The following is a 12284-nucleotide window of genomic DNA, read 5'->3' as shown; positions in this document are numbered from 1 at the left end:
TCATCCTTTTATAAATAATTTCAGTAGTGTCATAAACACCAGTAAAAATACGATGCCGCCTGCTATCAGAACGCCGATCATCATCTGTCGCCGCTTTTTCTGCCGCCGTTGATGTTCAGTACAGCCTTCAATCACCGCCTCAATGTGCTGTTCCGTTAACTGAATTAACGGTAGCTCCGCATACTGTGGCGATTCTTTCAGCTGTTCTTTCAGCTTCATCCAGAAGCGTCTGGAGACCAGACGATCGCTGCCCGAAACGGGAACACCGTGCGAGATAATCAGGAAATAGCAGCTTTCCGCCTGCTCATAATAATAAATACCGTCACCGTACAGGGCTTTCATCCACAGGGCGAAAGGCTCATATAAGGTGGAGTGTTTGGTACAGAAACCCGTAACCATTTCCCCTTCATCAGACTGGCCCGTTAACTGGCGATGGGTTCGCCGCAAATGTGATAACCAGTCAAGATAATAAGGCTCGTGAGAGGCAGGCTCGTAGCTCCAGACCAGATCAATTAATACTCGATTTTCTGATAAGTGCTTAAGCATGATGCCCTCATCGGGTCTGCGTTGGGGCACGGTAATTATCAATACCGACTACCATAACCACGGTTTCGACATGATCGCTGTTGGTAACCGAGCCTGCCAGCACCGACCATCCCTGACCGTCAGCATCCTCTTTCGCTTCGTATTTGCTGACCAGCAGCAGGCTACCCGGCGTAATTGTGGAAATGTTAAACATTTCCGTCGTGCTTACCGACGGCAACTGAACTTCATCAAAGGTATCGATTGAGTTGAGGTAGCGCTTGGTAAAGCCGCTGGCCACTTCAATTCGCCCGTCGGTTAAGATACGCGGGGTAAGAATAAAGCTGGTGCCGGTGACCAGTTCCGTGGTTTCCACCTCCGTGCTGACGTCTCCTGAATTGGAATCTTCTTCCCTGGTGCGACTGGAGACATAATATTGCGACGTGGTCATGTTGAGTGGAATAGGGATGTTATTACGGGTAATAAACGAACCGCTCTGGATCACCTTACTGCCGGTGAGTTCGTACAGGGCATCCAGTTGAGAGCTGATATTCATATGCTGATTGGTCCAGCCTGCGGTTAAGCCGCCGGAGAGCTTCATCAGCATTTCTGAGCTGTCGATACCAAAAGAGGAGGTCCCGTCGTTGAAGGTCATATTGACCCCACCGCCCAGCTCTTTCGTTTTGCGCTTATCAAGGGTAAATATTTTGTAAGTCACGACAAACTGACGGGTATTATCCGACTGGAATTTCTTCAGCGACTCATTCAGCGCGTGATACTCCGAAGGGCGCGCTGTGATCGTCAGAATCGAGGCGTCTTTAAAAATGCTGTAAACGCCGCTGGAGACAAATTTTTCTGCCATATCCTCAACGTCGTCCCAGAAGCTGGATTCAAATTTGGTTTCGGCTTTGCCTTTCAGACCGCCGCCGGTAGTGGCTTCATTACCGGACAGGTCGAGACTGGTCTCAAACTTGTTGTCTTCGCCGTAAAAATCCAGCTTCAGCACATAGTTCTGGAAATAAGAAACGACCAGCACGCCGTTGTTATCCAGCACTGGGTTCACGTCATATAGTGCGGAAATATAGCGGGTAAATTCCTCAAACGTTCCGTTGAACTTAACGCTGCGGAACTCCGGTTCCCCCGCATCCGATTTTCCACCGGGAACGGAAGTATTAATACGGTAGCTAATACCGGTTTGCGCGGTCACCGCCTCAAGAATTGTCGCCAGATCGGTAGGCTCGTAAGACTGAATACTCACCTGCTTACGCAGCAGCGCCTGTTTACGGGAGTTATATTCAACCTTTTTGCCCAGATAAGGCTCATTATATTTCATATAACCGGTCGTTTTCATCTCATCCGGAGTGGTCGGGTTGCCGGTTTCCTGCGGGACAATACTTTTATCGTACTTGGTATCAATAGACGTACAACCCTGAAGAGCCAGCGTCAACGCCAGAAGCGAAACTTTAATTTTCATAGCATTATTCCCTTGCGTAATTACTGCTCATCAATGATCAGTACGTTATTCGCCTGGTAGTCTTTTATCACCAGCCCGTAGTTTTCTGACGTAAATACTTGTCCAAGCTTAACCAGCACATCCTGTATTGATTTACCCTGCAAATGAATTGCCTTGTAAATAACAAAATCAGTTGAGCTGTTCCAGAGCAGCTTATAGCCATTTTGCTGCGCCCATTTTGAAAGCTGCTGGCTTAATAACTCCTCCTCCAGTAAATCAATTTTTATTTCCACTACTGGCGCACTGACAGGTGCGACGCTTTTCACCGTATCATCCCCGGAAAAGGGATTTCGCGGCGTGGTTGTACTTTCTTTCACTGGCGTGGTGGTTAACATCCCTGCGTCAATTTTTTGCCCGGCTGGTGCGCTGGCGGCAAAACTTCCCTGGCTGCCTAATAATGCGGACACGGCAGCCCCAATTATCCATGTTTTTTTCATCTTACTCTTCCAATGATTAATAGGTGATTCTTTCATGGTCCGGAATATCAAGTTTATTACCGTCTTCTTTATAAAACTTAAGATCGTTATCTTCCGCAACAAGAGAATGGAGCACATACTTATTCGGTACCGCCTCATCCCAGGCGTAACCTTCGGATGAAATCATTCCCCCTTGCGGGATCGTGCTGCACCACTGGTTAATCACCACTGAGAGAGACTGCGGATTCATTTTATTGATACCATCACCATCGGGATTAATCATTGCCGAGGTGGCGCTGATTAACCAGAAGGGGGCGGGGTCGTCCTTGGTACCTGCACCTTTGAACCAGTCTTCCGCGATCCAGTCCTCAAAGGTTCCGTTTTTGTCCCTTTTCACCGGATCGTTGGCAGGGGCTGCAGTATCTTTGTTAATCACAATATTGGCCTGGATCGCAACACCCGCTACCGCTCCCACTTTGTTGCGGGTTTTAACGGTATTCAAACGCGTTGCCCCTTGCTGGGTGTAGTCAGTATAACCAGTGTCTGTTTCACCAGTTTCTGTTTTACCATTCTGATCTGCCGCGACCGATGATATGGCGACCGACAGGCGGGGATAGAGGCTTCGCAGCGTGGTGTTACCGTCTTTATCGATACCGGTTACTTTAGGACACGTTTGCAACGGTAAACGAATCACGCCTGGCTCACTTAAGAGACCAGCGTAATTTGCACTATCATTTGCGGCTGTATAAATAGCATCAGCCCCTGTTGGACCTTCACCCTGCGGATAATCGTTTTTAAATGACTGATAAAAAGTGGTGGTGGGCGTCACCAGCTCATACTGACCACTGAAGGCATCAGAAAATACGCGTTCGGCATTATCACCACCCTGTTTGCCATCCTTAAGCGCATTCGCCTCTGCTTGATCGTAAGCCACATGCCATTTTTCCGGATGCTTGCGCGAGGTATTTTCCATCACGATATTGGCGTACAGCGTGCCGGTGGTGCCTTTGAGTGAACTCGGCGAAGCAGGTTCCGCCTCGCTACCGTCTGTTTTATCCGCACTGGTACGCAGGTGCAGAATGCGATCGTCCGGGTTATCCGTGCCAGGATTGACGCCGTTGCTGTTCATTGCCGCCAGGCACAGCGTGCTCTTGTTTTGCTCTCTGCTCCAGCACATCGCCGGTTCGTTTTTATCTTTGCCTTCCGCATCGCTGCTGGTAATCAGCAGGCGGTCTTCATCAATCGCCGTAATACACGGTCCGGCTTCATCTTTGGCATCGTTCCAGCATAGTTTGGCCGTTGGAACGGAACCATCGGCAGAGATATCTTCACTGCTTTTGTCGAAGCTTAAGCGAATGCCGTAACGTTTATTTGCATCGAGCCTGTCCAGATTGTTGGGAATGTCACCCATCTGCAGCGGCTGGCCTGAGGCCGTTGTTACCAGTTTAAAATTACCGCTACCCTCGATTTCAAACACCACCGCCTGCAGATAGCTGAGATCGACGCCTTTAAGCGCTTTTTCCAACGGTTTAATAAACCCGGCAAAATGGAGACCTTCGTTCTCAACCTCGTTCTGGTAGGCAAGATAGAAGTCGACACGTTCAATACCAGGCCCGATGGTGCCGGCTTGCCGAATGTTGTTGACGAAGTCCACACGTTCCAGCACTAGCTCCAGCGATTCTGCTCCAGGGCGCAGTTCACACGGCAGCATGGACTCCGCAAGTTCGAAGGGCAGTTTCCCTTTCGGGTTATTGCCATTTTTACATTCACTGCCCAGAAACAGATAGCGAGAACCCCGGGTGGGCGATACCTGGGTTTGCGTTGACACACCAACAGACCAGCCGGAATAAAACTTGTCTGTATCCGTATTAGGATAAGGTTGATCCTGTAAGGTTTTATTAGATACGCGATTATCATAATTCGCGACGGTGACGTTAGTATTTTTCGTCCCGAATAGTGGGTTGGCTTCTGGTGTGCCAGAAACCACAGCCAGCTTGTTCTGTGCCACAAAGCGCATCACGCCAAAAATATCACGGACGACCATATCAGCGACAATAAGCTGGTGACTTTGCTGGGCTTCTTTGCGTTTATAATTGGCATATGTCATCAGGCACATGCCGATAATGGCAAGCACAACAATCATTTCAAGAAGGGTGACGCCTGCCTGACGTTCGTAAATATTAGCGTTGCGCTTACTTATCATCTATTAAATCCATTTAGCAAAACTGCCCCCTTCAGGGGGCAGAACAAGTACAACATAAAATATAAGCGTATTAGCGACTGCCCAGGATTAAAGCATTATCTGATTCACCGGCATCACAGAAACCTTCGGCAGATATGGTTGTCGGACTCAAAGTGTTTCCTGCAAGGCTTTTCAGAATTGAGGCACTAGTGCCCTCGGCCATGTCGAGAGGATCAGCCGAACCCAGTTGTGCGCCCGCTGCTGCCGTACCACTTGCAACGTAATCCCATTGTGCACCTACCTGTGATGCAAGGTTACGACAGTCTTCTATTTCCAGTCCGTTAATAACAATATAGAAACCTTTATTTACAGTAGCGCCGGCAGTGATGGTTGATGGGCCGATTTCAAAAGCATCGCTGGAAATTCCGTTAAAAGCTTCAGATACGTCAATTTTACCCATTCTCACCAGGTTAACAATTGGCGCATCATTGCCTGTTGTGCCGGCGATATTTGCTTTCGTCAAATCAACAATACTACCTGTCGGGACCGGATAACTAGCCTCGTCTTTATACGCTTCGGTCATTGCAACACGAACGGAGTTCGTATTTTCAATGACATTAGAAATATCCTGCGCTTTAAACGCACGCTGTGCCAAAACAACCACGCCTGCGGCAATAATACCAATAATGCCCAGTACAATGATAATTTCAAGCAGCGTTACGCCTTTCTGCTTTTTCAATTCACGATACTGTGCTGCCTTTTTTTTCCATGAATGAATCATGCTTTTCATGTCTATCAATCCTTAGATATTGCTGGTTACTGAAAAATTAAAAAATTAACCCCGCACACATTGTGCCAAAACATTATATGCGGCATTTTTAAGAAAGCACCAGAAGCTAAAAGTTGTGATGGGATAATTAGGAAAAAGGGTGACTGGTCAGATGAGTTGTTTTTGAATCATTTTTCCATATATATATTTTATATATAACAAATATCATAAGGTTTTTTTGAGTTGTTTTTAGATAACGTTACGGTAATTTCCCTTTTCCAGAGAGTAAAATATATTGATGGGGTTAATATATTAAAATTAATATGGATTGGCTTTTATCTATTTTGGGTTAAAAATTGAGTTTAGCGGCAGAATAATATTTATCAAGTTAATCGTTTCTGTAACTTACTTATGTAAGCGCCTGGGCTTGCCTTCATACAACTCGAATTATTTTGGCTATAAATAGATTGATTCACGCGATCAATTTAAACCTGCGTTGGTGAAAATATTACCTGTGTGAAGAAAAGACGTTGAAAGCGGTGAAGGGGGCTGGCGGGAGTGTTCCCGCCAGCGGTTTGATGGCTGTGATTACTGCTTCGGTTCGGCAACCACTTTGCTACCGATACCGCGGTTGTTGTATTCCCACATGCGGTTGAAGTTGGTGTCGTTCAGGTTGCGCTGGATTTCACCTTTGTCATCTTGTGCACCGGTATTACCGGCAAAAGGACGCTTCGAGATAACACTGTCAGCCCATGGTTTTGCCATGTTAAAGCCTTCGTTGATCACGCTGTCGCGGATAACGACCTGACCGTTTGTGTTCGAATCAACATCCAGCGAGCGGCCCAACTGTGCCACGCCATCACCACTCGCCGTGAAGCGGCTATTTGTGGCGAGGAAGCCGTAGTAGATGTTTGACAGCGTCGCTGGTGCAAACACATAGGCTTCCTGCTGCGTACGGGAGTTCACAACGCGGAAATCGGTGTTATCGAACACCACGGCGCCGCGACCGGAAACAATATCCACATCCCCTTCAATGTAGCTGTTGGTTACCAAAGTACGCGGTTGACGATCGTTTTCCAGACGGTTTTGTACGCCGCTGTTAGTCACGAAAAACGTATTCTGGCGACCGAGGATGTTGACCTTATTGATCTGCACTTTATCGCCATCGGTACGTAGCGCAACGGCCGGGTGATTACCCGCATCAACGCTGTCACCCAGATTGTTTTCGATGGTCAGGTTCTGCAATTGCAGACCGTTATTTTGCGACCAGACGACGGCAGAACACATCACGCCAATATTTGTGCCGCGCTTGTTCTGGCAATTATCAAACATATACCACGCCGGTTTACCCGGCATGTATTTACCGCCCGGGTTCACCGTACGACGCCAGTCTGCGGTGCTCATGTCACCATCAATAGCCTGGCCAATTTTTACATCCAGCGGTTTTTCGCCCATGCCGTACAGCGTCAGACTTCCCGTTGCTGCCGGGATATATACCGTGCCCTGATACTCGCCCGGCATAATCGCAATGTACTGACGTTTGTTAGTACGTTTGATGATTGCCGCATCAACCGCAGCCTGAATGCTGGTATGGGTGACGCCCTGAGTCCCAGCCGGGCCAACCACGAAGTCAGGCTGTGCAGGCAGAGAAATAGCAGAAGGGCTCCACGGCGCGGTGTTTGGCGTCAGCGCGGAAAAATAGTGCGCAGCAACGAAGTTTTTCGCTTCATTGGCCGACAAGATCGGGCGCGAAGAGGTACCTGGCGCGGTCTGATCGGAAGGAATTTGATCGGGCGGCGTAGAGCTACAGGCGGTCAGCGTCACGCCAAAAGCCATTGCCAGCGCCAGACGGGAAACTGATGATATGTTCACAGGTTGCTCCGGGCTTTGAAAGTTATCCATTGAAGCCTGCTTTTTTATACTAAGTTGAGCGAAACGGGAAGGTTAAAAGGTAAAAAGTTGTTTTTATCGCCGCAATGCCCGGCGCGGAGAGTCCTTATATCACAAATACATAACAATTACGGTCCTTCAGGTTGACAACATCCGTATAATCAAAAATAAATGTCTATACAACCTATGACAAGTGGTGAGTCGAATGCAGCAATTCTTCCCTGATGATGTTATCTGGCGCAATGTTCGTCTGGCGACCATGGATCCCGAACGTAACACCCCGTATGGGCTGGTGGAGGGTCATGCGCTGATCGTCCGTCAGGGGAAGATTCGCGATATCGTCCCGGAATCATCGCTCTATCTCACACATGACAATACCTTTGATATGCAGGGCAGGCTAATTACACCTGGCCTGATTGACTGTCATACGCATCTGGTCTTTGGTGGAAACCGCGCAGGTGAATGGGAGCAGCGGCTAAACGGTGTCTCCTACCAGCAGATAAGCGCCCAGGGCGGGGGTATCAATGCCACGGTATCAGCAACCCGCAGCGCCAGTGATGAGCAACTCTTACATCTAGCGCATCAGCGTATGGAACAGCTGATCAAAGAAGGCGTTACGTTGCTGGAAATAAAATCCGGTTACGGCCTGGATTTGCAGACAGAAGAGAAAATATTGCGCGTGGCAGCGGCGCTGGCGGCGGAGAATATCATTGAAATAAGCCCCACGCTGTTGGCTGCCCATGCGACTCCAGCAGAATACCGGGATGATCCTGACGGCTATATTACGCTGGTGTGCGAGACCATTTTGCCCCAGCTGTGGGAACAAGGGCTGTTCGAGACCGTCGATCTGTTTTGTGAAAGCGTGGGTTTTTCGTTGACGCAGAGCGAGCGGGTGTTTCAGGCCGCGCAGGCGTTGGGCATCCCGATTAAAGGCCATGTTGAACAGCTGTCATTGTTGGGTGGCGCACAGCTGGTAAGCCGCTACCACGGGTTATCCGCCGATCATATTGAATATCTCGATGAAGCGGGCGTAGCGGCGATGAGCCAAAGCGGTACGGTCGGCGTGCTGCTGCCCGGCGCATTCTATTTCCTTAAAGAGCAACAGCTTCCGCCGGTGGCGTTGCTGCGTCAGTATCAGGTACCGATGGCGGTGGCGACAGATTTTAACCCAGGTACCAGCCCGTTTATCAGCCTGCACTGGGCGATGAATATGGCCTGCGTTCAGTTTGGCTTAACGCCGGAAGAAGCATGGGCGGGCGTCACCCGTCATGCGGCCCGGGCGCTGGGACGTCATGCCACTCATGGTCAATTGAAGGCCGGGTTTGTGGCCGATTTTGTGGTGTGGGATGCAACTCTCCCGGTCGAGATCCTGTATGAACCGGGGCGTAACCCGCTCTACCAACGCGTATTCAAAGGACAAATAGTATGACTCACTGGCAACCTGTTTCACCTGCGCTGTGGCAGGGACGTGATGATCGCGCCGAATCGCCGAATGCGCTGCGCCTGTTTCAGACTATCACGCTGAGCCCGACATTTAGCCCAGAAATGTATCGCGAGAAGATAGCGCTGCTTGGGTTTGCCTGCGACGAAGGCGTGAAACGTAATCAGGGCCGGACGGGAGCCGCCGGAGCACCTGATGTGCTGCGCAAGGCGCTGGCGAATTTAGCCAGCCACGATGGGCATCATCGGCTGGTGGATCTGGGAAATATTGTGGCCCAGGCCCCCGACCTTGAGGGCGCGCAGCAGGCGCTACGCAATGCGGTGCAGCGCTGTCAGCAGGAGAATATACGTACCTTTGTTCTGGGAGGAGGACACGAAACCGCATTTGCGCACGGCGCAGGCGTGCTGGATGTGTTCCCGCAGGCGAAAGTGGGGATTGTCAACTTCGATGCGCACCTCGATTTGCGCCATGCCGAGCAGGCTACTTCCGGTACACCGTTTCGCCAACTGGCGCAGCTTTGCGATGAACAGCAGCGGGAATTTCACTATGCCTGTATCGGTGTCAGTCGGGCGGCAAACACCCTGGCGTTATGGGATGAGGCGCAGCGGCTCGGTGTGACCGTGGTTGAGGATCTGTACTGTGCAAAGGCGCAGGCGCAGGCGCAGTTAGCGCAGTTTGTCGCCAACCTGGATGTTATCTATCTGACTATCGATCTCGACGTGCTGCCGGTGTGGGAAATGCCCGGCGTGTCGGCACCCGCTGCGCTGGGCGTACCGTTGGCGACGCTGCTGAGTCTGATTGAACCCCTGTGTCGTAGCGGTAAACTGCAGGCGGTGGATATGGTTGAATTTAATCCACGCTTTGACGATGATGGCAGAGCGGCGCGCGTTGCGGCGCGATTAGGTTGGCAAATCGCGCACTGGTGGCACTGATATACCTGATGGCGTTGCGCTTATCAGGTTCGGGTAATGTCTGTAAACTGTACCCACTCACATTCTCAGCTTAAGGAAGGCTTACGCATGCTCCCATCCCGTTCTGCTCCGGCACCTTTTTACGAAAAGGTCAAACAGGAGATCAGCGAAAAGATTGCCAGCGGTATCTGGCAACCTCACGATCGCATTCCCTCTGAGGCGGAGCTGGTGGCGCAGTATGGTTTCAGCCGCATGACCATCAACCGGGCGCTGCGTGAGTTAACGGATGAAGGGTTACTGGTTCGTTTGCAGGGCGTAGGGACGTTTGTCGCCGAGCCGAAGGGCCAGTCTGCGCTGTTTGAAATTCGCAGCATCGCGGATGAAATCAACGCCCGTCAGCATCAGCACCGCTGCGAGGTGATCACGCTGGAACGAACCCAGGCAAGCGCGCAGCAGGCTTTGGTGTTAAACGTCAAAGAAGGCACCTCCATTTTTCACTCTGTCATGGTGCACTACGAGAACGAACTGCCGGTGCAGATTGAAGATCGCTGCGTGAATGCCGAAATTGTGCCAGCGTATCTGGCGCAGGATTACAGCCAGACTACGCCGCACGCTTATCTGTCGCTGATAGCCCCTTTAACGGAAGGCGAGCATATTGTTGAAGCGGTCCGCGCCAGTGCCGAAGAGTGCGCGCTGCTGAATATCAAAGAACACGATCCCTGCCTGTTGATCCGCCGTAAAACCTGGTCTGCGTCATCCATTGTCTCTCATGCCCGTTTGCTCTTCCCGGGTTCCCGCTATCGCCTGCAAGGGCGGTTTATGTCCTGAAAAGCGTGATTGCTGCCGCAGTATAATAAAATTGTATCTTTTTTGTTAAAAGCACGCTTGCGACAGCTTGTATAGACAAGTATATGTTACTTATCTGTCCGATCGTTCGCGAGGAGTGCTCTACCATGTCTCATAGCAAGTACCGTCAGCAGGATATTCGTGCCCCACGCGGCACCACCTTAACGGCCAAAAGCTGGCTGACCGAAGCGCCGCTGCGCATGTTAATGAACAACCTGGATCCCGATGTGGCGGAAAATCCGCATGAGCTGGTGGTATACGGCGGGATTGGTCGCGCCGCGCGGGACTGGGAATGTTATGACGCCATCGTCAACGCGCTGACCAAACTGGAGACCGATGAGACCCTGCTGGTCCAGTCCGGTAAACCGGTTGGCGTTTTCAAAACCCATGACAATGCGCCGCGCGTACTGATTGCCAACTCCAACCTGGTGCCACATTGGGCTACCTGGGAACACTTCAACGAGCTGGACGCCAAAGGGCTGGCGATGTATGGCCAGATGACCGCCGGGAGCTGGATCTACATCGGCAGCCAGGGCATCGTGCAGGGGACTTATGAAACCTTCGTTGAGGCCGGGCGTCAGCATTATCAGGGTAACCTGAGCGGACGCTGGGTGCTGACCGCCGGGCTGGGCGGCATGGGTGGGGCGCAACCGTTAGCCGCAACGCTGGCAGGTGCTTGCTCGCTGAATATTGAATGCCAGCAAAGCCGGATCGATTTCCGTCTGCGTACCCGCTACGTGGATGAGCAGGCGACATCGCTTGACGACGCGCTGGCGCGTATCGAAAAGTACACCCGTGAGGGTAAAGCGGTCTCCATTGCGCTATGCGCTAACGCCGCCGACGTTGTGCCGGAACTGGTGAGGCGCGGTGTGCGCCCGGATATGGTCACTGACCAGACCAGCGCCCACGATCCGCTGCATGGTTATCTGCCGTCCGGCTGGAGCTGGGAAGCGTATCAGGAGAAAGCGGTGTCCGATCCGCAGGGCACGGTACAGGCGGCGAAACGCTCAATGGCAACGCACGTCGAGGCAATGCTGGCGTTCAGCAAAATGGGCGTGCCGACGTTTGATTACGGCAACAACATTCGCCAGATGGCCAAAGAGATGGGCGTGGAAAACGCCTTTGATTTCCCCGGTTTCGTCCCTGCTTATATTCGCCCTCTGTTCTGCCGCGGCATTGGCCCATTCCGTTGGGTGGCGCTTTCCGGCGATCCGCAGGATATTTATAAAACGGATGCCAAAGTGAAAGAGATCGTGGCTGACGATAAACATCTGCACCACTGGCTGGATATGGCGCGTGAGCGGATTAACTTCCAGGGATTACCGGCGCGTATCTGCTGGGTCGGTCTGGAATGGCGTCAAAAACTGGGGCTGGCGTTTAATGAAATGGTGCGCAGCGGCGAAGTGTCTGCGCCGATTGTTATTGGCCGTGACCATCTGGATTCCGGCTCCGTCGCCAGCCCGAACCGCGAAACCGAAGCCATGCGCGACGGTTCTGATGCAGTATCCGACTGGCCGCTGCTGAACGCGCTGCTTAACACCGCCAGCGGTGCAACCTGGGTGTCACTGCATCACGGTGGCGGGGTAGGAATGGGCTTCTCCCAGCATGCCGGGATGGTGATTGTTTGCGATGGCACTGATGAAGCCGCAGCGCGTATCGCCCGGGTATTACATAACGATCCGGCTACCGGGGTGATGCGCCACGCCGACGCCGGGTATGACATTGCGGTGGAATGCGCCGTCGAAGAAGGGCTGAATTTGCCGATGGTCGCGGCGACGCAGGAGAAACGCTGAT

General features: G+C 51.6%; 10 protein-coding genes. 4 read left to right on the top strand and 6 right to left on the bottom strand.

Annotated features, from left to right (window positions below):
- The 6 genes from O6D90_RS15695 to O6D90_RS15670 all read right to left on the bottom strand — a co-directional run bounded on the left by O6D90_RS15695 (position 1) and on the right by O6D90_RS15670 (position 7274).
- Positions 1 to 546, bottom strand: coding sequence for a hypothetical protein (locus tag O6D90_RS15695; protein ID WP_016156034.1), 546 nt, complete (start codon positions 544 to 546; stop codon positions 1 to 3).
- A gap of 7 nt (positions 547 to 553) precedes the next feature.
- Complete coding sequence (locus O6D90_RS15690) at positions 554 to 1996, bottom strand: hypothetical protein (protein ID WP_016156035.1); 1443 nt, start codon at positions 1994 to 1996, stop codon at positions 554 to 556.
- A gap of 20 nt (positions 1997 to 2016) precedes the next feature.
- Positions 2017 to 2472: a TcpQ domain-containing protein gene (locus O6D90_RS15685; protein ID WP_016156036.1), complete on the bottom strand. Its 456-nt coding sequence runs from the start codon at positions 2470 to 2472 to the stop codon at positions 2017 to 2019.
- Between the two features lie 16 nt (positions 2473 to 2488).
- Positions 2489 to 4654 carry a pilus assembly FimT family protein gene (locus tag O6D90_RS15680; RefSeq protein WP_088583126.1) on the bottom strand — a complete coding sequence of 722 codons (2166 nt, stop codon included), beginning with the start codon at positions 4652 to 4654 and terminating at the stop codon, positions 2489 to 2491.
- Between the two features lie 70 nt (positions 4655 to 4724).
- On the bottom strand, positions 4725 to 5423 hold the full coding sequence (locus O6D90_RS15675; protein ID WP_075846961.1) for a type IV pilus major pilin: 699 nt from the start codon (positions 5421 to 5423) through the stop codon (positions 4725 to 4727).
- A gap of 567 nt (positions 5424 to 5990) precedes the next feature.
- On the bottom strand, positions 5991 to 7274 hold the full coding sequence (locus O6D90_RS15670) for a putative acyl-CoA thioester hydrolase (protein ID WP_029139460.1): 1284 nt from the start codon (positions 7272 to 7274) through the stop codon (positions 5991 to 5993).
- 223 nt (positions 7275 to 7497) lie between these two features.
- Between O6D90_RS15670 and hutI the strand changes: the two genes are divergently transcribed.
- From hutI to hutU, 4 genes are all read left to right on the top strand, one after another.
- Positions 7498 to 8721 carry an imidazolonepropionase gene (gene hutI, locus O6D90_RS15665; protein WP_088583127.1) on the top strand — a complete coding sequence of 408 codons (1224 nt, stop codon included), beginning with the start codon at positions 7498 to 7500 and terminating at the stop codon, positions 8719 to 8721.
- Complete coding sequence (gene hutG / locus O6D90_RS15660; RefSeq protein ID WP_016156040.1) at positions 8718 to 9665, top strand: formimidoylglutamase; 948 nt, start codon at positions 8718 to 8720, stop codon at positions 9663 to 9665. Before hutI ends, hutG begins: the two co-directional genes overlap by 4 nt.
- 87 nt (positions 9666 to 9752) lie before the next feature.
- Positions 9753 to 10472, top strand: coding sequence for a histidine utilization repressor (locus O6D90_RS15655; protein WP_016152334.1), 720 nt, complete (start codon positions 9753 to 9755; stop codon positions 10470 to 10472).
- A gap of 125 nt (positions 10473 to 10597) precedes the next feature.
- Positions 10598 to 12283 (top strand): urocanate hydratase, encoded by a 1686-nt coding sequence (hutU, locus tag O6D90_RS15650; RefSeq protein WP_016156041.1) that lies wholly within the window; start codon positions 10598 to 10600, stop codon positions 12281 to 12283.
- Position 12284 lies beyond the last annotated feature (1 nt).

The organism is Citrobacter sp. 21OH12SH02A-Citro (genome assembly GCF_027919895.1).
GTDB classification, from domain to species: Bacteria; Pseudomonadota; Gammaproteobacteria; order Enterobacterales; family Enterobacteriaceae; genus Citrobacter; species Citrobacter braakii.
The sequence above is the reverse complement of the archived record's forward strand: the minus strand, read 5'-3'. Positions and strand labels throughout refer to the sequence as shown.

Bases quoted from the DNA above. Each gene is read 5' to 3' on its own strand.
- O6D90_RS15695 (WP_016156034.1), bottom strand. From the start codon at position 546: ATGCTTAAGCACTTATCAGAAAATCGAGTATTAATTGATCTGGTCTGG.
- O6D90_RS15690 (WP_016156035.1), bottom strand. From the start codon at position 1,996: ATGAAAATTAAAGTTTCGCTTCTGGCGTTGACGCTGGCTCTTCAGGGT.
- O6D90_RS15685 (WP_016156036.1), bottom strand. From the start codon at position 2,472: ATGAAAAAAACATGGATAATTGGGGCTGCCGTGTCCGCATTATTAGGC.
- O6D90_RS15680 (WP_088583126.1), bottom strand. From the start codon at position 4,654: ATGATAAGTAAGCGCAACGCTAATATTTACGAACGTCAGGCAGGCGTC.
- O6D90_RS15675 (WP_075846961.1), bottom strand. From the start codon at position 5,423: ATGAAAAGCATGATTCATTCATGGAAAAAAAAGGCAGCACAGTATCGT.
- hutI (WP_088583127.1), top strand. From the start codon at position 7,498: ATGCAGCAATTCTTCCCTGATGATGTTATCTGGCGCAATGTTCGTCTG.
- hutG (WP_016156040.1), top strand. From the start codon at position 8,718: ATGACTCACTGGCAACCTGTTTCACCTGCGCTGTGGCAGGGACGTGAT.
- O6D90_RS15655 (WP_016152334.1), top strand. From the start codon at position 9,753: ATGCTCCCATCCCGTTCTGCTCCGGCACCTTTTTACGAAAAGGTCAAA.
- hutU (WP_016156041.1), top strand. From the start codon at position 10,598: ATGTCTCATAGCAAGTACCGTCAGCAGGATATTCGTGCCCCACGCGGC.